Origin of the sequence: Amycolatopsis deserti (genome assembly GCF_014653945.1) — a bacterium.
Classification (GTDB): domain Bacteria; phylum Actinomycetota; class Actinomycetes; order Mycobacteriales; family Pseudonocardiaceae; genus Amycolatopsis_E; species Amycolatopsis_E deserti.
In genome coordinates this window covers 369826-396807 of the sequence record NZ_BNAU01000005.1, presented here as the reverse complement: position 1 = coordinate 396807, position 26982 = coordinate 369826, and the positions used below count along the sequence as shown (strand labels likewise).

Here is a 26982-nt window from a genome sequence, read left to right as displayed (position 1 = left end):
GATAGTGGTATCACGGGCAGATGACGACCTGTCCGGCGTAGGACAGGCCCGCGCCGAATCCAACCATCAGCACGACGTCACCCGATTTGACGGTGCCCGCTTTCCGCATGTGGTCCAGCGCCATCGGGATCGACGCGGACGAGGTGTTGCCGGAGAACTTGATGTCGTCGGCGACGACGAGGTCCTCCCGCGCGCCCTTGGCCCGCAGGCGCTTGGCGATCGCGTCGACGATCCGCAGGTTCGCCTGGTGCGGGATGAGCACGTCGATGTCCGACGGCTCCAGCCCGGCCAGCTCGACCGCCTTCAGCGCGATCGGCGCGATCTGCGTGGTCGCCCACCGGAAGACCGACTGGCCCTCCTGGTAGATGTACTTGTGGTCGCGCATGTAGATGGTGTCGACCAGATCACCGGCACTGCCCCACGACACCGGCCCGATGCCCGGCTCGTCGGACGGTCCGACCACCGCGGCACCCGCGCCGTCGGCGAAGATGATCGCGTTGGCCCGGTCCACCGGGTCGACCACGTCGGTCAGCTTCTCCGCGCCGATCACCAGCACCTTGCCCGCCGAGCCGGCGCGGATCAGGTCGGAGGCGACGCCCAGGCCGTAGCAGAACCCGGCGCACGCGGCGTTGAGGTCGAACGCGCCGGCCGCCTTGACGCCGATCCGGTCGGCGACCTGGCCGGCCGCGTTCGGGATGGGCGCGGGCATCGTGCAGTTCGGCACGATCACGGTGTCCACTTCGGACGGCTGCAGGCCCGCGTCGGCGAGCGCCGCGTTGCCCGCCTTGACCGCCATGTCGACCAGCAGCTCGTCCTTCTCGGCGAAGCGGCGCTCGATGATGCCGACCCGATCCCGGATCCACTGGTCGTTGGTGTCCATGATCTGGGACAGGTCGTCGTTGGTGACGACCCGGTCCGGCTGGTAGCTGCCGACGCCCAGGATGCGGGTGGCGGCCGGACCCTGCTTCTGGCGCAACACCGGGCTCACAGGATCTCCTTCGCGGCGGGCAGGTCGGTGGGGGTCTTCAGCGCGACGGTCTGCGTGACCGTGCCCTTGAGCTGGCGCTTGACCAGACCGGTCAGGGTGCCCGCGGGCGGCAGCTCGACCGTCGCCGTGACGCCCAGCTCGACCAGGCCGTCCATGGTCAGGTCCCAGCGGACCGGGCGGGTGACCTGCTTGATCAGCCGCTCCAGGTACTCGGCGCCGCTGCTGACGACGGTGCCGTCGGCGTTGGACAGCAGTGGGCGGACCGGATCCTTCGGCGTGATCGACGCGGCGTGCGCGCGCAGGGCCTCCTCGGCGGGGGCCATGTAGGAGGTGTGGAAGGCGCCGGCGACCTTGAGCGGCCGGACCTTGGTGCCCTCGAGGGGCTCGGCGACGATGCGCTCGATCGCGTCCTTGGCCCCGGAGGCGACGATCTGGCCGGCGCCGTTGCGGTTCGCCGCGGTCAGGCCGTGGCCCTCCAGCCAGGCGACGACCTCGTCCGGGTCGCCCAGCATGACGGCCGCCATGGACGTCGGCTCGATCGCGCACGCCTTGGCCATCTCGGCGCCGCGGACGGCGGCCAGTGCCACGGCGTCCTCGGCGGTGAGCACACCCGCCGCGGCGGCGGCCGCCAGCTCGCCGACCGAGTGCCCGGCGACCGGGGTGTCGTCCGGGACGTCGCCGAGGGAGTCGAAGGCCAGCAGCGAGAGCGCGACGATCAGCGGCTGCGTGATCGCGGTGTCCTGGATGGTCTCGGCGTCGGCCTCGGTCCCGAGGTGGACCAGGTCGAGCCCGGTGCGCTCGGACCAGCGCGCGAGCTTCTCGCGGGCGCCGTCGAGGTCGAGCCAGGGGGAGAACATGCCGGGCGCTTGGGAGCCCTGTCCGGGAGCGAGCACTGCTGTCACGCCTCTAAGGGAACATGCTTCCCGGGCGGGCCCGGGATGCCGCCGGTCACCAAGTCGGAGCGGCGATCTTGTAGAAGCCCTACAAAAATGGCACCCGCAGGCCGTCTTCCAGCGGTGATGTGTTGTCGGTTCCGGGCAGGCCGGAAGTGAGACCGGTCACCGGAGGCGGGCGGCGAGGTGCTCAGATGGGCCGGGCGGATCGGCGGGGTGGTGGGTGCGACGCGGCTTTGTCGCCGGAGCTGCGGCGCGGCTCCGGCGACAAGCAGCTGCGCCCGCGGCCGACCCGCACTGCCCGCGGCTCTGCCACCGGAGCTGCGACGCGGTGGGCTGGCGGGTTGGTGGGTTGGTGGATGCGGTGGCTGGCCGGGGTGGCGCCTCGGGTAGGGCGGGCAGAGGCCGAGTGGCGGGCGCGGCGCGTCGGTGGTGGGCGGGGCGAGTTGCCGGGCGTGTATCAGCGAGCGGGGGGGGCGAGGCGGGGCGCGAAGCGGCGCGCGCCTCAGCGCGGCAGTCTCGCGGTGCGCCCCGTTTTTGCGTGGCGTTGCGCGGGCGCCCCTGCCCTCGAGCCGGGCGCGCGAACCTCACCAGAGGCCGCGCGCCCGGGCCAGCCGGCCCACCGTCAGTGCCACCCGCAGCACCAGGGCGTCGCGCGGCTCGGTGGCGTTGCGGCCGGTCAGCTCGGCCGCCCGGCGCAGGCGGTAGCGCACCGTGTTGGGGTGCACGAACAGCTTCTTCGCGCACGTCTCCAGCACCCCGCCGGACTCCAAGTACTCGTCCACTGTCTGCAGCATCGTCGGGCCCGCGGCCTCCAGCGGCTGCGCGATCTCCTCGATCAGCAGCCGCTCGGCTTCGGCGTCGCCGGACAGCGCGCGCTCGGGCAGCAGGTCCGACGACCGCACCGGCCGCGGCGCCCCCGGCCAGCCCACCACCGCGCGCAACCCCGACAGCGCCTCGGCCGCGCTGCGGTGCGCCTCGGCCAGGCTGTCCACCGTCGGACCGGCCACCACGGGCCCCTCGCCGAACGCGCCGGCCAGCTTGCCGAGCACCTCCTTCTGCTTGGCGTCCCCCTCGGTCGGCCCGCCCGCCACGACGATCAGCCGCGACCCCTGGACGCTCAGCAGCACCGGGCGCCCCAGCCGGGCGGCCAGGCGCCGCACCTCGAACACCACGCTCGGCGGGTCGTCCGAGGGCGGGCGGCCGGCCAGCACGGTCGCCATCGCCGAGGGCTCCCACCCCAGCGCCGCCGCCCGCGACAGCACCGCCTCCTCGGCGTCGCCGCGGACGATGCCGTCCACGACCAGCGCCTCCAGCCGGGCGTCCCACGCGCCCCGGGCCTCCGCGGCCGCGGCGTAGGAGTTGGCCGTCGCGAAGGCGATCTCCCGGCCGTAGCGGAGGATGCCCTCGATGAGCGCCGCGTGCTCGGCCTCGGTGGCGGCGAACTCCGGCAGCTGCTCCTCGAACACCTCGATCGCCAGCCGCACCAGCCCGACCGCCTGCCGCAGGCTGATCCAGCGCGACAGGTCCTCCGGGGCGCCGCGGAAGGCGTCGGTGGTGAGCTTGAGCGCCTCCTGCGAGTCGCGCAGCCAGTCGACGAACCCGGCCGCGCCGGTCTGGGTGATCAGCAGGATGCTGGCCCGCTGCTCGGCGGGCAGACGCCCGAACCACGGCAGCCGCTGCTCCATCGCGGCGACGCTGGCCGAGGCGAGGCGTCCGGAGGCGCGCTCCAGCCTGCGCAGCGTCTTCGCGGAGAGGCCGTGGTGCTTGGCCGGCCTTCTGCTGTTGGTCTGGGTCATCGTGAACCGACTCTAACCGGCTGCCCGGTAAACGCGAGGCCGCCCGGCGCACGCGGTTCTCGCAGCGCCGGGCGGCCTCATCTCCCCGGTCCCCACCGGTAGGTCCACTATGGACCTTGTGGATATTTTTCCGCCAGTGTTCTCACTCGATCGTGCAAGTAATTTTCCGATGATGTTGCGGGGCTCACTGCGGGTGAGGGAATCACCGCGGCTTGTGGCAGGTTGATGCGGCAGACGGGAGGCGCCATGCACGTTCTGTTGCAGCACGGTTTGTCTGTTTTCGGGCAGTGGATCTCCATCGCGGAGCTGGTCGGCCAGCTGTGCGCGCTCGCCGTGGTCTTCCTGGCGCAGCGGCGCACGCTGTGGACCTGGCCGGTGCAGGTCGGGGCGACGGTGCTGCTGTTCGCCGTCTACGCCTCCGCGCACCTGGGCGGGCTCGCGGCCCGGCAGGTCGCGATCCTGCTGATCTCGGTGTACGGCTGGTGGGCCTGGACCCGGCGCCGCGACCCGGTGTACGGGGTGGTCGTGCGCAGCGGCCGGGCCGTGGAACGGCTCGTGATGGCCGGGGCGTTCGTGGCCGGCACCGTGGCGATGGCGCTGGTGCTGGACGCGCTGGACGCGTCGTGGGCGCCGTGGCCGGACGCGGCGATCTTCATCGGCACGCTGGTCGCCTTCGCCGCGCAGGGCCGCGGTCTGGTCGAGTTCTGGCTGGTGTGGCTGGTCGTCGACGCGATCGGCGTGCCGCTGCAGATCTCCTCGGGCCTGTACTTCTCCGCGGCGGTCTACCTGGTGTTCGCCGTCCTGGTCGTGCACGGCTGGTGGAGCTGGCACCGGGCCGCCGTCCGGCGCCCGGCGCTCACGGCAGCATCCCGCTGAGGAAGCTCGCCTGGGCGACCACGATCAGGCACATCACGAACAGCAGCCCCAGGCTCCACGGCAGCACCTTGCGCAACAGGGTGCCCTCCTCGCCGGGCAGCATCGCCGCGGCGCACGCGATGCTGAGGTTCTGCGGCGAGATCATCTTGCCCAGCACGCCGCCCGAGGAGTTGGCCGCGGCCAGCAGCTCGGGGGACAGCCCGGCCTGGTGCGCCGCGGTCACCTGGAGCGCGCCGAACAGCGCGTTGGCCGAGGTGTCCGAGCCGGAGACCGCCACGCCGAACCACCCGAGCACGGGTGACAGGAACGCCAGGCCCGCGCCGGCGCCGGCGATGAAGTAGCCGATCGTCGTGGCCTGGCCGGACAGGTTCATCACGTAGGCCAGGGCGAGCACGCTGGTCACGGTGAGGATCGCGAACCGCAGCTCGTGCACCGTGCCGCCCCACTCGCGCACCGCGTCGCGCGCCCGGACCCGCAGGAACACCGCGGTCAGGACGCCCGCGATCAGCACCAGCGTGCCGCCGGTGCTCAGGAACGGCAAGGAGAACGTGTTGCCGGAGACCGGCTTGCCCGCCGAGTTCGCCACCGACAGGGCGGGCCAGTCGAACTTCCAGGTGGCCGCGTCGAGCAGTCGCTTGACCGGCGGCAGCTGGCCGATCGAGAAGATTCCGATGATCAGCGCGTACGGCAGGTAGGCGCGGACCACCTCGCCGCGGTCCTCCGGCCCGTCCAGCGTTTCGGTGGCGACGCCGGTCAGCACGGAGGTCCGGACCTCCTCGCGGGCCGGTTTGCGAGCCGCGGGCAGCGCGACGAGGGCCGCTGCACCGGCGAGCGCGGCGCCGATGTCGGCCAGCTGGGCGGAGACGAAGTTGGCGGCGGCGAACTGCACCACCCCGAACGCGACGCCGCACACCAGCGCGGGCAGCCACGTTTCCCGCAGCCCGCGGCGCCCGTCGACGATGAAGACCAGCAGCAGCGGCACGAACAACGCGAGGATCGGCGTCTGGCGGCCGACGATCGAGGAGACGGTGTCCAACGGCAGCCCGGTGACCTGCGCGAGGGTGACGACCGGGGTGCCCATGGCGCCGAACGCGACCGGCGCGGTGTTGGCGACCAGCGCGACGACCGCCGCGCGCACCGGGGTGAACCCGAGCGCCACGAGCATCACCGAGCTGATCGCGACCGGCGCCCCGAAGCCGGCCAGCGCCTCCATCAGCGCGCCGAAGCAGAACGCGATGATCAACGCCTGGATGCGCGGATCGTCGGAGACCCGGCCGAACGACCGCCGGAGCACGTCGAAATGGCCGGTGCGCACGGTGATCCGGTAGATCCACAGCGCGTTGACGACGATCCACATGATGGGGAACAGCCCGAACGCGGCGCCCTGGAAGCCGCTGGAGACGGCCTGTCCGACGGGCATGCCGAAGATCGTGACGGCGACGACGAGCGCGACGGCGAGGCCGATCAGGCCGGCCTGGTGGGCCTTCATCCGGACCACGCCCAGCAGGACGAGGACGGTGCCCAGGGGGAGCGCCGCGACCAGGGCGGACAGGCCGAGCGAACCGGCTAGCGGAGCGAGTTCCTGGACGAACATGCCGACCTCGATTCCACATCGCGGAAGGTTGGTTCCGCTGGCGTGGTCGAGGATGGTCCGGTTTTGGGGGCGGGTGGTCAAGGGGGGCGTTTCACTGATCGAGATGGTGCTACGCGCGTGTCTACTGCGCCGGCTTCGCTTCGCTACGCCCCGATCGAGTGCCCTCCCGAACCCGATCTTTCACTGCTCGGCAACCGATTTGGCTGGGGATCGCGTTGCGGGAGAGGGGTGGCTCGTGGGGTGGGCGCTTTGCGTTGCCGGCCGGCGGTTTCTTTATCTGAGGGTGGCGTGGGTTGGTTGTAGGTCGCTGATCGTGCGCACGCCCAGCAACTGCATGGTGCGGGTGATTTCCTGTCGCAGGATGTCCACGCACCGCTGTACGCCGCGTTCGCCGCCGGCCATCAGGCCGTACAGGTACGCCCTTCCGATCAGGCACAGTGAGGCGCCGCGGGCCATGGCGGCCACGATGTCGCCTCCGGACAGGATTCCCGTGTCCACCCAGACTTCCGCGTCGTCGCCGATGGTGTCCAGCGTGGGGGTGAGCAGTTCCAGTGGGGTGGGCGCCCGGTCGAGCTGGCGGCCGCCGTGGTTGGACAGCACCACCGCGTCCGCGCCGTACTTCACCACGTCCCGTGCGTCGTCCGGGTTCTGGATTCCCTTGACGACCAGCTTGCCCTTCCAGGTTTCCCGCACCCACGCCAGATCATCGAAACTGAGCGTCGGATCGAAGAGGCTGTTGATCAGCTCCGCGACCGTGCCGTCCCACGAAGCGAACGACGCGAACTGCAACGGCTCGGTGGTGAGCAGGTTGAACCACCACGCCGGGTGCATCGCGCCGTCGAGGAACGTGCGCAGGGTCAGCGTCGGCGGGATGGTCAGGCCGTTGCGCACGTCCCGCATCCGCGCGCCGCCCACCGGCGTGTCCACCGTCAGCAGCAGCGTGTCGTAACCGCTTTCCTCCGCCCGCCGCATCAGCTCCGCGCCCGCCGCGTGATCGCGCCACACGTAGAGCTGGAACCACTTCCGCGCGTGCGGGGCGGCCTTCGCCACGTCCTCGATCGACGTGGTGCCCATCGTCGACAGCGCGTACGGGATGCGTTCCCGTTGCGCCACCCGGACCACCGCCCGTTCGCCCTCGTGGTGCATCATCCGCGTGAAACCGGTCGGCGCGAACGCGAACGGCAGCGCCGAGTGCTCGCCGAGCACCTCCACACTCGTGTCCACATCGGACACCCCGCGGAGCACGTTGGGGTGGAACTCCACACTCCGGAAAACCTGCCGGGCGCGGCGCAGGCTGTCCTCCAGCTCCGCGGCGCCGTCGGTGTAGTCGAACACCGCCCGCGGCGTCCGCTTGCGGGCGATGGTGCGCAGGTCGGCGATCGTGTGGGCGTTCGACAGGCGCCGGTCGGTCGGGTTCAGCTTCACCGGCTTCGGTCGCAGGATCTGCTGCAGCTCACTGGGCCTGGGCAGGCGGCGTCGCGTCATCGGACCATCCTCGCGCACGAAACCGTGGAGGCCACCCCCGCGACGGGGATGGCCTCCACGGCGAACGGACAGATCAGGCGTTCCCGGCGTCGCTCAGCTGCGGACCGGCGGCCGACACGTCGTCGATCCGGTACTTCCGCGCGGCCTCGGCCACCTTCTCCTGCGCGAACTCACCGCGCTTGGCGAGCGCGGCCAGCGTGGCGACCGTGATCGACTCCGCGTCGACCAGGAAGAACCGCCGCGCCGCCGGACGCGTGTCGGAGAAGCCGAACCCGTCGGTGCCCAGGGTGACCATGTCGGTCGGCACCCACGGGCGGATCAGGTCGGGCACCGCGCGCATCCAGTCCGACACCGCCACGACCGGCCCGGACGCATCGGACAGGGCCTGCGTCACGTACGGCACGCGCGGCGACTCGCCCGGGTGCAGCAGGTTGTCCCGGTCGATCTCCACCGCCTCGCGGCGCAGCTCCGACCACGACGTCGCCGACCACACGGCCGCCCGCACGCCCCACTCCTCGGCGAGCATCTGCTGCGCCTTGAGCGCGTCCGGCATCGTCACGCCGGACACCAGGATCTGCGCCTCCGGACCGTCGCCCGACGGCGCCTCGGCGTACCGGTACAGGCCCTTGAGCAGGCCCTCGACGTCCAGGTTCGCCGGCTCGGCGGGCTGCCGGTACGGCTCGTTGTAGATCGTCAGGTAGTAGAAGACGTTCTCGCCGTTGCCCTCCGGGCCGCCCTCGCCGTACATCCGGCGCAGGCCGTCCTTGACGATGTGGGCGATCTCGAACGACCACGCCGGGTCGTAGGCCACCACCGCCGGGTTGGTGTGCGCCAGCAGCAGCGAATGCCCGTCGGCGTGCTGAAGGCCCTCACCGGTCAGCGTGGTGCGCCCGGCGGTGGCGCCCAGCACGAACCCGCGCGCCATCTGGTCGGCGGCCGCGTACAGGCCGTCGCCGGTGCGCTGGAACCCGAACATCGAGTAGAAGATGTAGATCGGGATCATCGGCTCGCCGTGCGTGGCGTAGGACGTGCCCACCGCGGTGAACGACGACGTCGACCCGGCCTCGTTGATGCCCTCGTGCAGCAGCTGGCCGTGCTCGGACTCCTTGTACGCCAGCATCAGGTTGGCGTCCACCGACGTGTAGGTCTGCCCGTGCGGGTTGTAGATCTTCGCCGTCGGGAACATCGAGTCCAGGCCGAACGTGCGGGCCTCGTCCGGGATGATCGGCACGATCCGGTTGCCGATCTCGCCGTCCTTGGCCAGCTCGCGCACCAGCCGGACGAACGCCATCGTGGTGGCGACCTCCTGCTTGCCCGAGCCCTTACGGATGGCCTCGTACACCTTGTCACCCGGAAGCACCAGCGGCTTGGCCCGGTTGCGCCGCTCCGGCACGAACCCGCCGAGGGTCTTGCGGCGGCCGATCATGTACTCGATCTCGGGCGAGTTCGCGCCCGGGTGGTAGTACGGCGGCAGCTTCGGGTCGCGCTCCAGCTCCTCGTCGCTGATCGGGATGCGCTGCGCGTCCCGGAACAGCTTCAGGTCGTCGAGGGTGAGCTTCTTCATCTGGTGCGTCGCGTTGCGGCCCTCGAACGCCGGGCCCAGGCCGTAACCCTTGATGGTGTGGGCCAGGATCACGGTCGGCTGGCCGTGGTGCTCCATGGCCGCCTTGTACGCCGCGTACACCTTGCGGTAGTCGTGGCCACCCCGCTTGAGGTTCCAGATCTCCGCGTCGGTCAGGTCCTTGACCAGGTCCTTCGTGCGCGGATCGCGCCCGAAGAAGTGCTCGCGGACGTAGGCGCCGTCGTTGGCCTTGTAGGTCTGGTAGTCACCGTCCGGCGTGACGTTCATCAGGTTGACCAGCGCGCCGTCGCGGTCGGCGTGCAGCAGCGCGTCCCACTCGCGACCCCAGATGACCTTGATCACGTTCCAGCCCGCGCCGCGGAAGTACGCCTCGAGCTCCTGGATGATCTTGCCGTTGCCGCGCACCGGGCCGTCGAGCCGCTGCAGGTTGCAGTTGATCACGAAGGTCAGGTTGTCCAGGCCCTCGCCGGCGGCCACGTGGATGAGGCCCCGCGACTCCGGCTCGTCCATCTCGCCGTCGCCCAGGAACGCCCACACGTGCTGGTCGGAGGTGTCCTTGATGCCGCGGTCGCGCAGGTACCGGTTGAACCGGGCCTGGTAGATCGCGTTCATCGGGCCGAGGCCCATCGACACCGTCGGGTACTCCCAGAACGACGGCATCAGCCGCGGGTGCGGGTACGACGGCAGGCCGCCGCCCTCGCCCGCGTGCGACAGCTCCTGCCGGAACCCGTCGAGCTGCTGCTCGGACAGCCGGCCCTCCAGGTAGGCGCGGGCGTAGATGCCCGGGGAGGCGTGGCCCTGGATGAAGACGTGGTCACCGCCGCCGGAGTGGTCCTTGCCGCGGAAGAAGTGGTTGAACCCGACCTCGTACAGCGCCGCCGACGACGCGTAGGTGGAGATGTGGCCACCGACGCTGACGCCGGGGCGCTGCGCCCGGTGCACCATGATGGCCGCGTTCCAGCGGATGTAGGCCCGGTAGCGGCGCTCGATCTCCTCGTCGCCCGGGAACCACGGCTCGTTCTCCGTGGGGATGGTGTTGACGTAGTCCGTCGCGGTCAGCGGCGGGACACCGACGTTGCGCTCGCGGGCGCGTTCCAGGATCCGCAGCATCAGGTAGCGAGCCCGCTGCTGGCCGCCCCGGGCGAGAGCCTCGTCGAACGAGTCCAGCCACTCGGCTGTCTCCTCGGGGTCGATGTCGGGCAGGTGGGCCGCCAATCCGTCACGGATGACGCGGACCCGGGCCGGGGCCCGATCGGTGCTGGCGCCGGTGCCTGCGGCCTGGTCGTTCTGGGGGGCCAAGGGATCTCCTCGCCGGTTGTCACTTCGCGTGCGGGACACGGATGCCTCAGTCTGGCCGTGCCCTCTCTGTCATGGTCGTCTAGTCCGGGCTTCCCGTCATCGCTACTGAGCGGTAACGTTCACCTAAATCCGCGCGCGCACGCGCGCGCGTTATGCCTACCCTAGGCCAGGTAGGCCCGGACGGGTCCCGCCGAGGGTCGTTTTGCGGTCGCGAACACATCCCGAGGGGCCCTACGCTGCGCTACGAGTTGAGAGAGATCCGGTGTGGACGGTTGCGCCGGAGGCTCCGGGCGTGTTCGCTACACCCATCCGTATGTCGAGTGCGGCGGCGCTGTGCCGCCCGCGTCGTGAGTTGGAGGAGTGACAGCAGTGGTCGCCGCTGGAGACGCTGAGTACAGCAGCGTCGCCGAGAGGCTTGGCATCAAGCCGGACATGGTTGTTCAGGAGATCGGGTGGGACGAGGACGTCGACGACGACCTGCGTGCCGCGATCGAAGAACATATCGGCGGCGATCTCCTCGACGAGGACGCCGACGAGGTCATCGACGTGGTTCTGCTCTGGTGGCGGGAGGACGACGGGGACCTGGTCGACGCGATCATGGACGCGCGGTCGCCGCTCGACGAGAACGGTTTCATCTGGGTGCTCACGCCCAAGACCGGGCAGCCCGGGCACGTGGAACCGAGTGAGATCGCCGAGGCGGTGCCCACCGTGGGCCTCGCGCAGACGTCGAACATCAGCGTCGGCCCGAACTGGGCCGGGACCAAGCTGGTGCCGCCGAAGACCAAGTCGAAGCAGCGCTGAACGGCCGCACGCTAAGGTGGGCGTGCGGCAAGTGCAACGTTGGCGATGCGAAAGGTGCTTCGATGGCGGTCGAGGTCGGTTCAGCTGCTCCGGATTTCACCCTGAACGACTACAACAAGCAGCCGGTGACGCTGTCGTCGTTCCAGGGCGACAAGCCGGTCCTGCTGGTCTTCTACCCGTTCGCGTTCAGCGGGATCTGCCAGGGCGAGCTCTGCCAGCTGCGCGACGAGTTCGCCGAGTACGACGGCCAGGGCGTCCAGGTGCTCGGTGTGTCGGTCGACACACCGTTCTCGCTCAAGGCGTGGGCCGAGCAGCAGGGCTATCAGTTCCCGCTGCTGTCGGACTTCTGGCCGCACGGTGAGGTCGCCAAGCTGTACGGCGTGTTCAACGAGGGTGCCGGGCTGGCCAACCGGGGCACCTTCCTGATCGACAAGAGCGGCGTGGTGCGCTACGCCGAGGTCAACCAGCCGGGCGAGCCGCGCGACCAGCTCGCCTGGAAGCGAGCGGTGGCCGAGCTGCCGGAATGAGTCTTGCGCCGGCGGTGCCCCGGGCGGGGCGCCGCCGGTTCGAGGGCGCATAGCTCAGCGGAAGAGCACCTCCCTTACAAGGAGGGGGTCGCAGGTTCGAACCCTGCTGCGCCCACCCACACGGTTGGTTTCCCGGTTCGCGCCGGCCAGCGGGCTCACCTCATTCGGCCGAATGGTGGCGTTCCGGGCCGGGGTTCAGGCCGGTCCCAGCGGCGGCCCCGGGGATCACAGCCATGACGGTGACCCCGGCCACGCCGACCACCGCCACGGCGAGCATCGCGCCGAGGAGTGCCTGCACGCCGACCGCGGGCTCGGTAGTCGCTCCGGGTGGGTGGCTAGTCATCGGAAATCCGGGTGCGCTGTGGGCGCCGGGCGGGCAGGCTGCCGCCCGTGGAACGTGACCTCATCTCGCGCCTCGCGCACGCTGACCATCCCATCGCGGCGCCCCTCGGCGACGCCGCGGTGACCGCGCTGCTCAACCGCGCCCTGCCGCGTGGCGACGAGCACATCCTCGACCTCGGTTGCGGTGGCGGGGAGTGGCTCTTGCGCGCCCTCGCACTCGCCCCCGACGCGACCGCGGAAGGCGTGGACGTCTCGGAGGCCGCCCTCGACCACGCCCGGCGGGAGGCCGCACAACGCGGCCTCGCCGACCGCTTGACACTCCACGAGCAGGACGCTGCCGCCTTCACCCCGGACCAGCCGCCCGACCTCGTGCTCTGCGTCGGCTCCACGCACGTCTTCGGCGGCCTCCTCCCGGCCCTCGCGGCGGCCCGGAAGGTCCTCGCGCCCGGCGGACGCGTCCTCGTCGGCGACGGGTACTGGGAACGCGACCCGAGCCCGGCGGCCGTCGAAATCCTGGGCGACCTCGCGGACCTGCCCACCACCGTCGACACCGTCACCGCCGACGGCTGGGTGCCGGTCTACGGCCACATCAGCACCCGCCACGAACTGGACGACTACGAGTGGAACTGGACCGGTTCGCTCGCCGAACGAGCGCCCGGCCAGCTGGCCACCGCGACCGAGCACCGCAACGAGTGGCTGCGCGTCTACCGGGACTGCTTCGGCTTCCTCACGCTGGTCCTCACGCCCGCCGGCTGACCACCCCCGACCATCGGCCCCTTTCCTGCCTCCGGCGGCGCTGGTAGATGTTGGCGAGGTCGGGCATCAGGTTGTGGGCGGTCGACGATGACTACCTCGAGGCGGGATTTCCTGCGAGCCGCGGCGCTCGTCGGGGCGACGGCGGTGGCGGCACCGGCCGTGCCCGCGAGCGCGGGTCAGGCCGGTGCGGCGCCGGGCGGGCCGGGTGCCGACACCACCTTCACCCCGGCGGACAAGACCGGCTTCGGCACGGCCCGCTCGGCCAGCCCGGTCTGGTTCACCCTGCAGGACGGGCGGCTCTCCGAGGTCTACCACCCGGACCTGAGCACCCCGGCGAGCCGCGAGACCCAGATCGTGGTCACCGACGGTGAGTCCTTTGTGGAGCGGGTGTCGGACGTCGAGCACCGCACCGAGCTGCCGGACGCCGACGTGCCCGCGTACCGGCAGACGGCCCGTGGCACCGGGTGGACGCTGACGACCCGGTACGTCACCGATCCGGACGCCGATTCCGTCCTGGTCGACGTCGAGTTCCGGTCGCGGCGCCCGTTGCGGGTGTACCTGCTGCACGATCCGGCGCTGGGCGGGGACGGCACCGCCGACCGTGCCTTCCCGCAGGCCGGGGCGCTGGTGGCGTCGAACGGCTCGACCGCCAGCGCCCTGCTCGCGCGTGGCGGGTTCACCGAGTCGACGGTCGGGTACGCCGGGGTCAACGACGGCTGGACCCAGCTGGTGGCCGGCCGGGGTCGTCTGGCGCAGCGCTACGCGACGGCCGGGCCGGGCAACGTCGTCCAGCTGGGGCGGTTGCGCCTCGACGGCACTTCGCGGACGCGGGAGCTGGTCGCGCTGGGCTTCGGGGCGAACGGGGACGCCGCGGTGCGTGCGGCGCGCGGTTCGCTGGCCCGGGGCTTCGGATCCGCCGCGTCGGCGTACGCCGCGGGGTGGCGGGAGTACCTGCGTGGTCTGCCCGCCGCGCCGGAGGGTGCGGACCGGCGGATCTACGCGACGTCCGTGGTGGCGCTGGCGTGCAGCGAGGACAAGCGGAACCCGGGGGCGTTCATCGCGTCGCCGTCGATGCCGTGGGCGTTCGGGTTCGACCGGGCGGTGGCGCCGGAGTACGGGTCCTACCACCTGGTGTGGCCGCGGGACCTGTACCAGATCGCGACGGGGATGCTCGCCGCCGGGGATCGCGCGGCGGCCGAGCGGGCGCTGGACTACCTGCTGCGGATCCAGCAGGCGGACGGGCACTGGCCGCAGAACACGAAGGTGTCGGGGGAGCCGTTCTGGACGTCGATCCAGCTCGACGAGACCGCCGCGCCGATGCTGCTGGCCTGGCTGCTCGGCCGGGACGATCCGGCCACTGTGGACAGTCTGGTGCGCGGTGGGGACTTCCTGTTGTCCTACGCCGAGGACGGGTACCCGTCACCGTACACCGAGCAGGAGCGGTGGGAGGAGCAGAGCGGGTACTCGCCGTCGACGATCGCGTCCGTGATCGCCGGGCTGGTGTGCCTGGCCGACCTGATGCGGCGTACGGGACGCGACCCCGCCCGGTTCCTGGACGCGGCGGACCGGTGGCGCGCGGCGGTCGACGGCTGGACGGTCACGTCGACCGGGCCGTACGCGCCGCGCCCGTACTTCGTGCGGCTCACCAAGGACGGCGACCCGAACGCCGGGACCACCTACAACCTGGGCAACAACAACCCGGACCCGGCCGACCAGCGAGCGGTCGTCGACGCGGGTTTTCTCGAGCTGGTGCGGCTCGGGATACGGTCGCCGGAGGACCCGGTGGTGCTGAACTCGCTCGCGGTGGTCGACGAGCGGATCTCCACGGTGACGCCCTCGGGCCGGCACTGGCACCGGTATTCCGGCGACGGCTACGGCGAACAGGCCGATGGCGGACCGTGGAACGTGAACCGGCCCGAGCTGCTGCGGACGTACGGACGGTTGTGGCCGATCTTCGCCGGCGAGCGTGGCGAGTACGAACTACTGGCCGGCGACCGGGACGCGGCAGCCGGGCGGTTGCGGGACATGGCGGCGTGCGCCGGGGAGACGGGGTTGCTGCCGGAGCAGGTGTGGGACCGGAACCCGCCGTACCCCGCCGTGCGACCCGGAACGTCGACCGCCTCGGCGACCCCGCTGGCCTGGACGCACGCCCAGTACGTGCGGCTGGCGTGGTCCGTGGCGCGGGGACGGCCGGTGGAGTATCCGGATGTGGTGGGGGAGCAGTATTTGGGGTAGGGGAGCCACCCCCAACCCCCGAAACCGCAAGCCGGCAACGAAAAGGAAGCGACTACCCCAACCAGACCTCCCCCGCCCCCGATCCACAGCCGATCTTTGGTCGCCGATCAGGCGTGTCAAGGTACTCTTTCCCGCCTTGACACGCCTGCTCGGCGACTGAAACACACTCAAGGAGCGGGGGCGGGGGTGGTCGTAAGGTGACCTTCGGCGCCGTAGGCGCTCTCCGCCCGTAGGGCGGACTCTTCGCCTGCCGAAGGCGGCGCCGGTTTAAAGATCAAGAGATGTCCTCGCCGGACGGGCAGGCTCCGGGATGACGGAAAAGCACGCCCGTCACCTTGTCGAGGTGGTCGCTGGGTGGTCATCCCGTCGCCTTCCGGTTTGTGCATATCACCTTGAGCCAGGGCCGCAAGGTTGGCATGTCATCTCGCGCTGGCAGCGGATGTTGCGGCCCTGGCTCAAGGTGATCGTTCCGGTGTCAGGCGACGGGATGACCACCCAGCTCCGGGTTGGTCCAAAGATCAAGGGCACGGCGCTGGCGCGCCGCCCTGCTCGGTGGGAGGGTGGCGGGGTGAGGGAACGTGCACTCGCGGCCCTGGCGGGCCTTGCCATCGGCGATGCGCTCGGCATGCCCACCGAAGGGTTGTCGCCGGCGGAAATCCAACCTGTCACCGGCTTCACGGCGGCTCGGGGGTTGCCGGCCGGTGGGGTCACCGATGACACGCAGCAGGCGGTGATCGTCGCGCGGTTGTTGATCGACGGGGGTGGGCGGATCGATCCGCATCGGCTCGCGGATTCGCTTCTCGCGTGGGAGCGGGACCTGCGCAGCCGCGGCATCGGCGGGCTGCTCGGGCCCTCCACGCGTGCCGCGCTCAACGCCGTCGCCGCGGGGGAATCTCTCGAGGAGGCCGGCAAGTTCGGCACCACCAACGGTGCGGCCATGCGCATCGCCCCCGTGGGCATCGCCACTCCGGCCGAGCTCGACCGGCTCGTCGACAGCGTCGTCGAGGCGAGTTGGGTCACCCACAACACCGGCGTCGCCCTCGCGGGCGCGGCCGCGGTCGCCGCGGCGGTCAGCGCGGGGATCGACGGGGCGAGCCTGCCCGAGGCCATCGACTTCGCCGTCGCGGCCGCGGAAATGGCCGCCCGGCGCGGAAACTGGGTCGCGGCCGCCGACGTCGCCGCCCGGATCCGCTGGTCCCGCACCATGGACGCCGCCGACATCCCGGCTCTGATCGGCACCAGCGTCGCCACCCAGGAATCGGTGCCCGCCGCGTTCGCGGTCCTCCAGCACGCCGAAGACCCGTGGCACGCCTGCCGCACCGCCGCCAGCCTCGGCGGTGACACCGACACCATCGCCGCCATGGCGGGCGCCATCGCCGGCGCCTGCACCGGGGCGGGTGCGTTTCCCGAGGAGGCCGTCCGCACGGTGACCGAGGTCAACGACCTCCCGCTGCCGGAACTGGCCGAAGGTCTGCTGAAACTGCGCGCCAGAACCCGATGAGCGCCTCGGCCGTCTCCTGTGGACGGTCCAGCTGCACGCAGTGCCCGGCGCCCGTGATCCCGACGGCGTTCCGGCCGAAGCGGTGGGCCAGGCGCTGGTACTCCTCGTGCGAGCCGGTGAACTCGTCGTCCATGCCGTGCACGAACAGCAACGGCACCCCGGACCCGGCCAGCTCCCCGACCCCCGCCCGCGGACCGCACAACAGCCGCGCGAACCCGATGAGGTGACCGGTGCGGGTGGTCGACAACCGGGTGGTCATCAGGTCCAGCCGCTCCGGCTGCTCGCGCGCCCAATGCTCGATCAAGCCGCGCAAGCCCGCGGCGCCCTCGGCGGCCACCGCGTCCGCGCACCAGGTGAGGAAAGCGGTCTCCTTCTCCGAACCGGACAGCAGGCTGCCCAGCGGCGCGAAACTGCGAACCGCCCGCGGCGAAGCGACAACCGCGGCGTGCGCGACCGCCGCGCCCGCGCAGTGCGCCACCACGTGCACCGGCTCGCCCTCGCCGACCTCGCCGATCACCGCCAGCAGGTCCTGCGCCATCGCGGACAGGGTGTAGGCGCTCGGGTCGTCGGAGCCCGGGCTTTCGTGCTGGCCGTGGTGGTCGACCGCCCACGTCGCGTACCCCGCCTCGGCAAGCACCGGCAACAGCGGGGCGAAGTCCTCTTTGGACCCCAGGTACCCGCCCACCAGCACCACCGGCTCCCCGGTCCCGGCCTGGCGTGCGGCGAACCGGCCGCGGTCGGTCTCCAACATGACGCTCCGGACCGGGCTTTCCAGCGTGGTCACAGCGCCGCCCCTTCCCGGACCGCGGCCTTCTCGATGACGTCCGCGGCCTCCGCCGCCCCACCGCAGGCCCGCACGATCTCCCGCATGCCCTGCACGTTCGCCGCGATCCCGTCGTCCGACGACACCCGCAGCACGGCGTTGTGCAGCGTCTGAGCCGACACCTCCGCGCGGTCGAGCGTCACGCCCAGGCCCAGCTCGGTCAACCGGGCCGCGTTCAGCCGCTGCTCGGCCATCTGCGGGACCGCGACCATCGGCACCCCGTGGTACAGGGCCTCGAGCAGGCTGCCCATCCCGGCGTGCGTGACGAACGCCGACGCGGCGGCCAGCACATCCAGCTGCGGCACCATCGGCGCGATCTCGACACCGTCCGGGACCGGCCCGAGCGTCGCCGGATCGACGTGCCGCCCGATCGCCATCACCGTGTGCCACCCCAGACCCGCCGCCATGTCGAGGCACGCGCGGAAGAACCCCGGCTGGTCGGTGAAGCACGAGCCCAGCGAAATCAACAGCACCGGCTCGCCCACCGGCGGTCGCCAGCAACCCTGGAACGACCGGTCACCCAGCGCGGGACCGGCGAACGTGTGCTCCGGCCCGAGCAGTTCCGGCGAGATCTGGAACGCCCGCGGCACGAACACCACCTTCGGGTCGTCCATCGCCTGGAACTCCTCGACCGAGCAGCCGAGCCCCTGGTCGTCGAGGAACCGCTGGAACCGCTGGTAGACCGGCAGTTCCGACACGCTCGGCACCCCGAACGCGACGCGCTCCCAGCCGGGGAACAACGCGTGCGTCGGCGAGAGCTGCACCATCGGCACGCCCAGCTTGCGCGCCAGGACCTTGCCCGCGAACGCGACGAAGTCGTAGGCGACCACGTCGGGCACGTCGCCGAGGGCGTCCAGCACGGGCAGCGCGGCTTCGGCGTCCCGGTGGTACATCGCCACACCCGCCATCAGGTCCTCCGGCGGCGGCCCGCCGTCCCGGACGTCCGGCAGCACCACCGGTTCCGCCCCGGCCGCGCGCACCTGCGGGACGAAGTCCGCGCCGACCGCGTAGCTCACCCGCCAGCCGCGGGACACCAGCTCGGACACCACGGCGAGCGTGGGGTTGACGTGGCCGTGGTCGGCGACGTTGACGAACAGGGCGTGCTTCACCGCGCCACCCCGCAGACGACGTGCTCGACCGGGGTGCAGTACGGCAGCCCGGACAGCGGTTCCCCGGCGAAGAACCGCAGCGCGAGGTCCACCACCTCGGCCGGTCGTTCCAGGTGCACGAGGTGGTCGGCGCCGTGGATCGCGGTGAACCGGGCGTCGGCGCACCGCGCCGCGGCCTCCCGGCTCAGCAGCGGGGTGGTCAGCGGATCGTGCTCGCCGGTGGTGACCAGCACGGGGACGGGCAGGACGCGGCCGTCGTCGCCCGGGTGGTCCAGCAGCCGCCGCGTGTTGTCCAGGTACTTGGCGATGTCGGCGTCGGTCATCGCGCTCACCAGGCCGGTGAGGCACCGGCGGACCGCGGCCTGCCGCCGCACGCCCGGCTCGCGGCTGAGCATCAGGTCCAGCACCTCGGCGGTGAACTCGGCGTGCCTGCCCTGTTCGGCCAGTTCGACGCTGCGGGCGATGCGGGTGCGCAACCGGCCGGTCACGTGCGTCATCGTGCCCACCAGCAGCAGGCGGCGCACCCGGTCCGGACGCATCTGCGCCCACCGGTGTGCGACACCGCTGCCGTAGGAGGCGCCGACCACGTGCACCGGCTCCGGCGCGACGTGGTCGAGGAGGTGGTCCAGCGCGCAGGCGAGGAAGTCCACCCCGTACCCGGGCGGCAGCCGGTCCGCCGCACCCCAGCCGGGGAGGTCGACCGTGATCACGTCGGCGTGTGCGAGCAGATCGCGTTCCACCCGGCCCCACGCGTCCTTGTGCTGGAACGCGCCGCCCACCAGGACGATCGGCGCGAGTCTGCCGCCCCCGCGCACGATGCGGCCCGCGTACTCGAATCCGCCGAACGTGAGCGGGACGGTTTCCTGCCGGGTGGTCGTGGCCGTCACAAGCGATCTTCCTTGTCGTCGGTTTCGGGCCCGCCACGTAACCACGTCGTGGTGAACGAACGCGCCGCGGAAACTCCATCGAGCCAACTTGACCACTCGCGCGTGTGACCGGCACGCGGTGGGGTTCCACCATGCGGAAGGCCGGGCGCGCCGTCGGGGCGGATGTGCGGGGTGTGGTGCACGGGCGTTGGTCCAGCGGCTTGGATGGGCGCATGACCATCACGTTCCTGCTCATCGCCCGGCTGCCGGACGGCGGTGCGGAAACCTTCGACGCCTACGAGGACCGCGTGCTGCCCCTGCTGGCCGAGTACGGCGGGCGCCTCGACCGCCGCGTCCGCTCCTTCGACGACCGCACCGAGGTGCACCTCGTCGCGTTTCCGGGCGAGCCGGAGTTCGAGGCCTACCGGGACGATCCGCGGCGCGCCGCGCACGCGCGCCTGCTCGAACAGTCCGGCGCGGTCATCGAACTCCTGCCCGTCCGCGACCTCACTTCCCGAAACCCGCCGTCAGGCCGCTGACCAGCTGCCGCCGCCCCAGCACGTACAGCGCCAGCACCGGCAGCGTCGACAGCACGACCGCCGCCAGCACCGCCGGGATGTTCACCCGGAACTGCCCCTGGAACGACCACAGCGCGAGCGGCAGCACCCGCTGGTCCGGGCTCTGCGTGAGGATGAGCGGGAACAGGAACCCGTTCCACACGTTGAGCCCGTCGTACACCGCGACCGTCACCACGGCCGGCCGGATCATCGGCAGCACCAGGCTGAACAGCATCCGCCAGTCCCCGGCGCCGTCCACCCGCATCGACTCGAACAGCTCGTTCGGCACGTCCCGCAGGAAGTTCGCCAGGATGATCACCGACAGCGGGATCGCGAATGCCACCGACGGCAGGATGATCGCCAGCAGCGTGTCGTACAGCTGCGCCCGCGTGATCAGGTAGTACACCGGGATGATCGTCGCCTGGATGGGGATCGCCAGGCCCAGCAGGTAGCCGCGGTAGGTGAACCGCGAAAACCACGACGTGCCGCGCACGACGTAGTAGGCGGCCATCAACGCCACCGCGACCGCGATCGCGACCGTCCCCAGCGTCACCACGACGCTGTTGGCGAAGTAGCGCCAGAAGTCGTTGCGCAGCACCAGCTCGTAGGCGCTCAGCGTCGGCGAAGTGGGCAGCGACAACGGGTTCGCGTCGTAGAACCCGCGCTGGTTGCGCAGGCTCGTCACCACCACGTAGTACACCGGCACCAGCACGATCGCCAGCCACACGAAACCGGCGAGGCCGCCGAGGTAGTTCGGACGGGTCCGCATCACGCCCCCTCCAGCTGGCTGCCGCGGCGGAAACTCGACAGCTTCGACAACCCCAGCGCGAGCGCGAGCCCGGCGACCACCAGCAGCACGGCCAGCGTGCTGGCCCGCCCCATGTCGTTGCCGGAGAACCCGGACAGGTACATGTCCAGCGGCAGCATCCGCGTCGCGTCACCCGGACCGCCGCCGGTCAGCACGAACACCAGGTCGAAGTAGGTCAGCGAACCGACCAGCATCATCGTCGACGACGTGATGATCGTGTAGCGCAGCTGCGGCAGTGTGATGTGGAAGAACTGCCGCACCCGCCCGGCGCCGTCCAGCTCCGCCGCCTCGTACAGCGACTTCGGGATCTGCCGCACCCCGCCCTGGTAGAGCAGCGTGTGGAACGGCACGAACTGCCAGGCGATCACGAAGATCACCACGTACAGCGCCAGCGTCGGGCTGCCGAGCCAGTCCTGGGACAGGAAGTCCAGCCCGAACGCCCGGCTGGCGCCGAAGTTCGGGTCCAGCAGCGCCTTGAACGCGATCGCGATCGCCGCCGCGGACAGCAGCATCGGCAGGAAGTACAGCACGCCGAGCACCGCGCGGTACCGGCCGCGACCGGCGATCAGCACGCCCAGCAGCAGCGAGATCGGCGTCTGCACCAGCCAGCTGACCACCATCACCTGCACCGACAGCCAGATCGCGTGGTAGGTCGCCGGATCGGACAGGGCCGCGGCCCAGTTCGCCAGGCCGGTCCACGACGGGTCGCCGATGCCGTCCCACTCCATGAAGCTCAGCACCGCGACCCCGCCCAGCGGCACGATCGCGAACACCGCGAAGAACGCCAGCGCCGGCACCGCCATCAGCGGGCTCGGGCCGGTGCGCAGCCGGCCCCGGCCGGGCGCCGGCGTGCGTGCCGGCGCCCGGTCCCGCTGTTCGAGCACGGTGCTCATTGCCCGATCGTCGCGTTCATGTTGGCGGAGAACTGTTCCGGCGTGATCTGCTTGAGGAACAGCTGCTCCAGGTTGGTCAGCAGCGCGTCGGCCTGGCCCGGGGACAGCGCCTGGTCCCAGGACAGCTGGAAGTTCGGCGCCTTGCTCGCCATTTCGTACACGTAGGACAGGTACTGCGGGTCCTCGGTCTTGGCGAGCTTGTCCTCGATGCCGGTGACCGGGGGCACCGATCCGCCGGCCAGCAGCGAGTCGACGTAGGAGTCGTTCATCAGGTCCTCGCGCAGGTACCGCAGCGCCGCCTGCTTCTGCTCCTCGCTCGCGGTGGCCGAGACGGACCAGTAGTTGGCCGGGTTGCCGACGATGTTCGCCGGGTCGCCCTTGCCGCCGGGCACGGTGGGGAAGGTCGTCCAGCCGAGCTTGCCGCCGGCGATGAACTCGGGGTCGGCCTGCTTGATGGTGGGGAAGGCCCAGGAGCCCATCAGGTACATCGCGGCCTTGCCGGTGAACAGCAGCGCGGTGTCGGCGTTGCTGTCGGTGGCGATCGAGTTGAAGCCGCGGACGAACCCGCCCGCGTCGACCAGCTGCTGGATCATCGTGTTGGCGCGGATGATCGCCGGGTCCGACCAGGCGCCCGGTTTGCCGGCGGCGATGTTGTTGAACACCTCCGGCCCGCCGATGCGGTCGACGAGGTACTCCTCCCACATCAGCTGCGGCCACTTGCTCTGCCCGCCCAGCGAGAACGGCGCGATGCCGGCCGCGTTGAACCGCGGCACCAGGGCCATCAGGTCGTCCCAGGTCTTCGGTGGTTGCGCGCCGATCGAGTCGAACAGTTCCTTGTTGTAGAACAGGACCACCGGCTGCATGCCGTTGTTCGGGACGGCGTAGGTCTTGCCGTCGATCACCCCGGTGCGGGCCACCGAGGGCAGGAAGCGGTTCACGAACGCCGGGTCGTTCGCGGCCTCGCCGGACAGGTCCATGATCTTGCCCGAGTCCACCCAGGACTTCAGCAGGCCGCCGCTCCAGCTGAAGACCAGCGTCGGCGCCTCGTTCGCGCCGATCGCGGTGCGGATCTTCTGCTTGTAGGCGTCGTTGCCGAAGTACTGGGCGTCGACCCCGGAGGACTCGAACGACGTCCGGAACGTCTGCTCGTCCCCGCCGGTCAGCGCCCACGCGGTGGCGCCCTTGCCGCCGGCGGGTCCGCTGGAGCCGCAGGCGGTGGTGAGGGAGAGAACCGCGGCCAGTCCGGCCGCGATCACGGCGGTGCGCCGCTTGACCAGTGTCATGATGCGCCTTCCCCATCGAAGGTCCGAAAGTTTTCGGAAACACTCTGGTGTGTGTCGGAAGATATTCGGCTGGCACGAGAGCGTCAAGAGCTGTTTCGCCAAGGAAAATAGCGTTATAGTCGCCTGAAACTTTTCGGCAACAATGTGGTTGGAGGTTGCGGTGCCTGCCGGTTCCCAGCGCGCGACGCTCGCGATGGTCGCGGAGGCCGCCGGGGTTTCGCTGCCGACGGTCTCCAAGGTGCTCAACGGCCGCGGTGACGTGGCCGCGGCCACCCGGCAGCGGGTGCAGGACGTGCTGAAGGAACTCGGTTACGTGCCGCAGTCCGGGCGGCGCACGGTCGGGCCGGCGCGCGTGGTGGACCTGGTGTTCGACGACCTGGTCAGCCCGTACTCGCTGGAGGTGCTGCGCGGCGTCACCGAGGCCGGCGCCGAGACCGGGGTGGACGTCGTGGTCGGGCGCCTGCCGGAGTCCGACGACGACGACTGGGCCCGGCGCCTGCGCCTGGCCGGCCGCGAGGGGCTCATCGTGGTCACCTCCGCGCTGACCCGCGCCCAGGTCGAGGGTTTCGACCGGGCCGGGCTGCCGCTCGTGGTGATCGATCCGCTGAACCTGCCGCGCGTCGAGGTGACCAGCGTCGGCGCCACCAACTGGAACGGCGGGGTGTCCGCCACCGAGCACCTGCTGCGCCTGGGCCACCGCCGCATCGCCTACGCCGGCGGCCCGGTGCAGGCTTCGTGCAGCCAGGCCCGTCAGCACGGCTACCGCGCGGCGCTGGAGAACGCCGGCGTCACCGTCGACCCGCGGCTGATCCTGCACGGCGCGTTCGGCTACCCGGACGGCCTGGAGATGGGCGGCCGGCTGCTCGACCTGCCGGAGCCGCCGACCGCCGTGTTCGCCGGAAGCGACGCGACCGCGCTGGGCGTGATGGAGGCCGCCCGGCGGCGCGGCCTGCGCGTACCCGAGGACCTGTCCGTGGTCGGCTTCGACGACACCATGCTCGCCGAGCTGGCCACGCCCGCGCTGACCACCGTGCGGCAGCCGTTGCAGGACATGGGCCGCGTCGCGTTGCGCACGCTGATGCGCCTGGCCGCGGGCGAAACCCTCGACTCACACCACGTGGAGCTGGCCACCAACCTGGTGGTGCGCGATTCGACGACGAACCTGCAAGGAGCACCATGACGGAACCGACCTGGCGGAACAGCGCGCTGCCCGCCGCCGCCCGAGCCGAGGCGCTGCTGGCGGAGATGACCCTCGAGGAGAAGGTGGCGCAGCTGGGCAGCGCGTGGCCGGGCAACGAGCAGCTGAACGGCAACGTCGCGCCGATGCAGGACGTGTTCGCGCGCGGCGGGGTGCCGTTCGAGCAGGCGCGGGAGAACGGCATCGGGCACCTGACGCGCGTGTTCGGCACGGCCCCGATCAGCGCCGCCGACGGCGCGGCCCGGGTCGAGGCGCTGCAGCGGGAGGTCGTGGCGGAGACCCGGCTCGGGATCCCGGCGATCGTGCACGAGGAGTGCCTCACCGGGTTCACCACCTACGGCGCCACCGTGTACCCGGCGGCCCTGGCGTGGGCGGCGACGTTCGACCCGGAGCTGGTCGAGCGGATGGCGTCGGCGATCGCGGAGGACATGCGCACCTCCGGTGTGCACCAGGGGCTTTCGCCGGTGCTGGACGTCGTGCGGGACTACCGGTGGGGCCGGGTCGAGGAGACCCTGGGCGAGGACCCGTACCTGGTCGGCACGCTGGGCACCGCGTACGTGCGGGGCCTGGAGGGCAACGGGATCATCGCCACGCTCAAGCACTTCGCCGGGTACTCGGCGTCGCGCGCGGCCCGCAACCACGCGCCGGTGTCGATCGGCCCGCGCGAGCTGCGGGACGTGATCCTGCCGCCGTTCGAGATGGCGATCCGCGAGGGCGGCGCGCGGTCGGTGATGAACGCCTACGTCGATCTCGACGGGGTGCCGGCCGCGGCGAACGTGCCGTTGCTGACCGGGATCCTGCGTGAGGAGTGGGGCTTCGAGGGCGTGGTGGTGTCCGACTACTGGGCCATCGCGTTCCTGGGCAGCATGCACCGGGTCGCCGACAGCACCGGGCAGGCCGGGGCGCTCGCGCTGACCGCGGGCATCGACGTCGAGCTGCCGGACACCCTGTGCTACGGCAAGGAACTCATCGAACTGGTCCGCTCGGGCGAGGTGCCGGAGTCCCTTGTGGACCGTGCGGTCAGGCGGCTGCTGCGGCAGAAGGCCGAGCTGGGCCTGCTCGACGCGGACTGGGCGCCGCGGGCGCGGCCGGTGGATCTCGACTCGCCGCGGAACCGGGCGATCGCGCGGGAGCTGGCGGAGAAGTCGGTGGTGCTGCTGTCCAACGACGGCGCGTTGCCGTTGAGCGCGCGGCGGATCGCCGTGGTCGGCCCGTGCGCGGACGACCCGCTGGCGTTCATGGGCTGCTACTCCTACCCGAACCACGTGCTGCCGCGGTATCCCGAGTACGGCATCGGGGTGGCAGCGCCGTCGCTGCTGGAGTCGCTGCGCGCGGAGCTGCCGGACGCGGTGATCACCTCGGCGGCGGGCTGCCCGATCCGGGACGAGGACCGGTCCGGGTTCGCCGAGGCGGTGGAGGTCGCGCGGGCGGCGGACGTGTGCGTGGCGGTGGTCGGCGACCGCGCCGGCCTGTTCGGCGAGGGCACCTCCGGCGAGGGGTGCGACGCACCGGACCTGCGGCTGCCCGGTGTGCAGGACGAGCTGCTGACCGAACTGCTCGCGACCGGCACGCCGGTGGTGGTGGTCGTGGTGTCCGGACGCCCGTACGCGCTGGGGAACCACACCGGGGCGGCGGCCCTGGTGCAGGCGTTCATGCCCGGCGAGGAGGGCGGACCGGCGCTGGCCGGTGTCCTTTCCGGACGGACGAACTTCGGCGGACGGCTGCCGGTGCAGGTGCCGCGGGTGGCCGGCGCGCAGCCGAGCACCTACCTGCAGCCGCCGCTGGGCGGCAACAGCGAAGGCATCAGCAACCTGGACCCGAGCCCGCTGTTCCCGTTCGGGCACGGCATTTCCTACACCACGTTCGAGTACTCGGACCTGACGCTGAGCGCCGATGAGGTGCCCACCGACGGCGAGGTCGAGGTCTCGGTGCGGGTGCGCAACACCGGCGATCGCGCCGGGGACGAGGTGGTGCAGCTGTACGTGCGGGACGTGCTGGCGCAGGTGACCCGTCCGGTGCGGCAGCTGGCCGGGTTCGCGCGGATCACCCTCGACGCGGGAGAGGCGCGGACGGTGGTGTTCCGGCTGCACGCCGACCGGCTCGCGTTCACCGGCCTGGACCTGCGCCGGATCGTCGAACCGGGCACGATCGAGGTGTTCGCCGGCCGCTCCGCCGACGACCTGCCCTGCCGCGCCACGTTCGAGCTGACCGGACCGGTGCGGGAGGCGGGCCACGACCGCGTGCTGACCACGCCGGTTCAGTCGCCCGGTGCGACGAGCCCGGTCTCGTAGGCGAGGACGACGGCCTGGGCGCGGTCGCGCAACGCCAGCTTGGCGAAGATGCGGGCCACGTGGGTCTTCACCGTCGCCTCGCTGAGGGTCAGCTCCGCGGCGAGTTCGGCGTTCGAGCGGCCCCGCGCGATGAGGGTGAGGACCTCCAGTTCCCGCGGGGTCAGGACGGCGAGGTCGCGGTGCAGCGCGGGACGGGGTGCCGTGGGCGAGGCGAAGCGCTCCACCAGCCGCCGCGTGATCGACGGCGCGAGCAGCGCGTCGCCGGTGCCGACCAGGCGCACCGCGGCCACCAGGTGCTCCGGCGTGACGTCCTTGAGCAGTCCGACGTCTTCGGTTTCGTCCTGGACGTCTACCGCGCCCCGATGGCGGCCGTGCTGGTGCTGGCCGGGCTCGTCATCGCCGTGGCCGGGGCGCTCATCCCGGCCCGCGGCGCCGCGCGGACCCCGATCGCCGCGGTCCTGCGCAGCGAATGACCG

At 71.5% G+C, this 26982-nt stretch carries 23 protein-coding genes, 1 tRNA gene and 1 pseudogene; 11 read left to right on the top strand and 14 right to left on the bottom strand.

All coding sequences use genetic code 11. The annotated features are described in order from the left end of the window. Positions 1–10: 10 nt before the first annotated feature. From IE290_RS22970 to IE290_RS22960, 3 genes are all read right to left on the bottom strand, one after another. Complete coding sequence (locus IE290_RS22970; protein ID WP_191246741.1) at positions 11–988, bottom strand: beta-ketoacyl-ACP synthase III; 978 nt, start codon at positions 986–988, stop codon at positions 11–13. Then, a complete protein-coding gene (locus IE290_RS22965) occupies positions 985–1890 on the bottom strand; it encodes an ACP S-malonyltransferase (protein ID WP_191246740.1) in 906 nt (301 codons plus the stop codon). The genes IE290_RS22970 and IE290_RS22965 overlap by 4 nt, the downstream gene beginning before the upstream one ends. A gap of 578 nt (positions 1891–2468) precedes the next feature. Next, complete coding sequence (locus IE290_RS22960) at positions 2469–3680, bottom strand: PucR family transcriptional regulator (protein WP_191246739.1); 1212 nt, start codon at positions 3678–3680, stop codon at positions 2469–2471. 246 nt (positions 3681–3926) lie between these two features. On the opposite strand from IE290_RS22960, the gene IE290_RS22955 reads away from it, so the two are divergent. Further along, positions 3927–4556, top strand: a complete 630-nt coding sequence (locus IE290_RS22955) for a nicotinamide mononucleotide transporter family protein (RefSeq protein WP_191246738.1) — start codon at positions 3927–3929, stop codon at positions 4554–4556. Here IE290_RS22955 and IE290_RS22950 read toward each other — a convergent pair. From IE290_RS22950 to aceE, 3 genes are all read right to left on the bottom strand, one after another. Continuing rightward, positions 4537–6150 (bottom strand): L-lactate permease, encoded by a 1614-nt coding sequence (locus IE290_RS22950; RefSeq protein WP_191246737.1) that lies wholly within the window; start codon positions 6148–6150, stop codon positions 4537–4539. The genes IE290_RS22955 and IE290_RS22950 overlap by 20 nt on opposite strands. 273 nt (positions 6151–6423) lie before the next feature. Further along, positions 6424–7635: an alpha-hydroxy acid oxidase gene (locus IE290_RS22945; RefSeq protein ID WP_191246736.1), complete on the bottom strand. Its 1212-nt coding sequence runs from the start codon at positions 7633–7635 to the stop codon at positions 6424–6426. Between the two features lie 73 nt (positions 7636–7708). Next, positions 7709–10516 carry a pyruvate dehydrogenase (acetyl-transferring), homodimeric type gene (aceE, locus tag IE290_RS22940; protein ID WP_191246735.1) on the bottom strand — a complete coding sequence of 936 codons (2808 nt, stop codon included), beginning with the start codon at positions 10514–10516 and terminating at the stop codon, positions 7709–7711. Between the two features lie 369 nt (positions 10517–10885). Here aceE and IE290_RS22935 point away from each other — a divergent pair, with 369 nt between their 5' ends. From IE290_RS22935 to IE290_RS22925, 3 genes are all read left to right on the top strand, one after another. Continuing rightward, positions 10886–11317: a DUF3052 domain-containing protein gene (locus tag IE290_RS22935; protein ID WP_191246734.1), complete on the top strand. Its 432-nt coding sequence runs from the start codon at positions 10886–10888 to the stop codon at positions 11315–11317. 62 nt (positions 11318–11379) lie between these two features. After that, the gene (locus IE290_RS22930) at positions 11380–11844 is read left to right on the top strand and encodes a peroxiredoxin (RefSeq protein ID WP_191246733.1); all 465 of its coding nucleotides are present in this window, start codon (positions 11380–11382) and stop codon (positions 11842–11844) included. Between the two features lie 43 nt (positions 11845–11887). Next, positions 11888–11959, top strand: a tRNA-Val gene (locus IE290_RS22925). 45 nt (positions 11960–12004) lie between these two features. Here the strand turns inward: IE290_RS22925 and IE290_RS22920 are convergent. After that, the gene (locus IE290_RS22920) at positions 12005–12187 is read right to left on the bottom strand and encodes a hypothetical protein (RefSeq protein WP_191246732.1); all 183 of its coding nucleotides are present in this window, start codon (positions 12185–12187) and stop codon (positions 12005–12007) included. Positions 12188–12234: 47 nt separating this feature from the next. On the opposite strand from IE290_RS22920, the gene IE290_RS22915 reads away from it, so the two are divergent. From IE290_RS22915 to IE290_RS22905, 3 genes are all read left to right on the top strand, one after another. Next, positions 12235–12942 (top strand): SAM-dependent methyltransferase, encoded by a 708-nt coding sequence (locus IE290_RS22915; protein WP_191246731.1) that lies wholly within the window; start codon positions 12235–12237, stop codon positions 12940–12942. Positions 12943–13029: 87 nt separating this feature from the next. Then, positions 13030–15177: a glycoside hydrolase family 15 protein gene (locus IE290_RS22910; RefSeq protein WP_191246730.1), complete on the top strand. Its 2148-nt coding sequence runs from the start codon at positions 13030–13032 to the stop codon at positions 15175–15177. Between the two features lie 568 nt (positions 15178–15745). Continuing rightward, positions 15746–16678: an ADP-ribosylglycohydrolase family protein gene (locus tag IE290_RS22905; protein ID WP_229874674.1), complete on the top strand. Its 933-nt coding sequence runs from the start codon at positions 15746–15748 to the stop codon at positions 16676–16678. Here IE290_RS22905 and IE290_RS22900 read toward each other — a convergent pair. Genes IE290_RS22900 through IE290_RS22890 form a run of 3 tightly spaced genes read right to left on the bottom strand, consistent with a single transcriptional unit; the run spans position 16614 to position 19497 of the window. Further along, positions 16614–17462, bottom strand: coding sequence for an alpha/beta fold hydrolase (locus IE290_RS22900; protein ID WP_191246728.1), 849 nt, complete (start codon positions 17460–17462; stop codon positions 16614–16616). The genes IE290_RS22905 and IE290_RS22900 overlap by 65 nt on opposite strands. Further along, complete coding sequence (locus tag IE290_RS22895) at positions 17459–18610, bottom strand: macrolide family glycosyltransferase (RefSeq protein WP_191246727.1); 1152 nt, start codon at positions 18608–18610, stop codon at positions 17459–17461. The genes IE290_RS22900 and IE290_RS22895 overlap by 4 nt, the downstream gene beginning before the upstream one ends. Next, positions 18607–19497, bottom strand: coding sequence for an alpha/beta fold hydrolase (locus IE290_RS22890; RefSeq protein WP_191246726.1), 891 nt, complete (start codon positions 19495–19497; stop codon positions 18607–18609). The genes IE290_RS22895 and IE290_RS22890 overlap by 4 nt, the downstream gene beginning before the upstream one ends. A gap of 212 nt (positions 19498–19709) precedes the next feature. Between IE290_RS22890 and IE290_RS22885 the strand changes: the two genes are divergently transcribed. Further along, the gene (locus IE290_RS22885; RefSeq protein ID WP_191246725.1) at positions 19710–20015 is read left to right on the top strand and encodes a DUF1330 domain-containing protein; all 306 of its coding nucleotides are present in this window, start codon (positions 19710–19712) and stop codon (positions 20013–20015) included. Here IE290_RS22885 and IE290_RS22880 read toward each other — a convergent pair. The 3 genes from IE290_RS22880 to IE290_RS22870 are packed head-to-tail and all read right to left on the bottom strand — an operon-like array spanning position 19984 to position 23017. Further along, positions 19984–20802, bottom strand: a complete 819-nt coding sequence (locus tag IE290_RS22880; protein ID WP_191246724.1) for a carbohydrate ABC transporter permease — start codon at positions 20800–20802, stop codon at positions 19984–19986. The genes IE290_RS22885 and IE290_RS22880 overlap by 32 nt on opposite strands. Further along, entirely contained in the window at positions 20802–21734 is a 933-nt protein-coding gene (locus IE290_RS22875) for a carbohydrate ABC transporter permease (protein WP_229874656.1), read from the bottom strand. The genes IE290_RS22880 and IE290_RS22875 overlap by 1 nt, the downstream gene beginning before the upstream one ends. Further along, positions 21731–23017: an extracellular solute-binding protein gene (locus IE290_RS22870; RefSeq protein WP_191246723.1), complete on the bottom strand. Its 1287-nt coding sequence runs from the start codon at positions 23015–23017 to the stop codon at positions 21731–21733. Before IE290_RS22870 ends, IE290_RS22875 begins: the two co-directional genes overlap by 4 nt. A gap of 142 nt (positions 23018–23159) precedes the next feature. On the opposite strand from IE290_RS22870, the gene IE290_RS22865 reads away from it, so the two are divergent. Together IE290_RS22865 and IE290_RS22860 are read left to right on the top strand one after the other, a co-directional pair. Then, on the top strand, positions 23160–24197 hold the full coding sequence (locus IE290_RS22865) for a LacI family DNA-binding transcriptional regulator (protein WP_373300499.1): 1038 nt from the start codon (positions 23160–23162) through the stop codon (positions 24195–24197). After that, positions 24194–26506, top strand: a complete 2313-nt coding sequence (locus IE290_RS22860; RefSeq protein WP_191246721.1) for a beta-xylosidase/alpha-l-arabinosidase — start codon at positions 24194–24196, stop codon at positions 26504–26506. The genes IE290_RS22865 and IE290_RS22860 overlap by 4 nt, the downstream gene beginning before the upstream one ends. Here the strand turns inward: IE290_RS22860 and IE290_RS22855 are convergent. Further along, a pseudogene (locus IE290_RS22855) lies at positions 26473–26826 on the bottom strand (response regulator transcription factor); the annotation flags it as partial. The gene IE290_RS22860 and the pseudogene IE290_RS22855 overlap by 34 nt on opposite strands. On the opposite strand from IE290_RS22855, the gene IE290_RS22850 reads away from it, so the two are divergent. Continuing rightward, complete coding sequence (locus tag IE290_RS22850) at positions 26800–26979, top strand: hypothetical protein (RefSeq protein ID WP_191246720.1); 180 nt, start codon at positions 26800–26802, stop codon at positions 26977–26979. The pseudogene IE290_RS22855 and the gene IE290_RS22850 overlap by 27 nt on opposite strands. Positions 26980–26982: the final 3 nt, after the last annotated feature.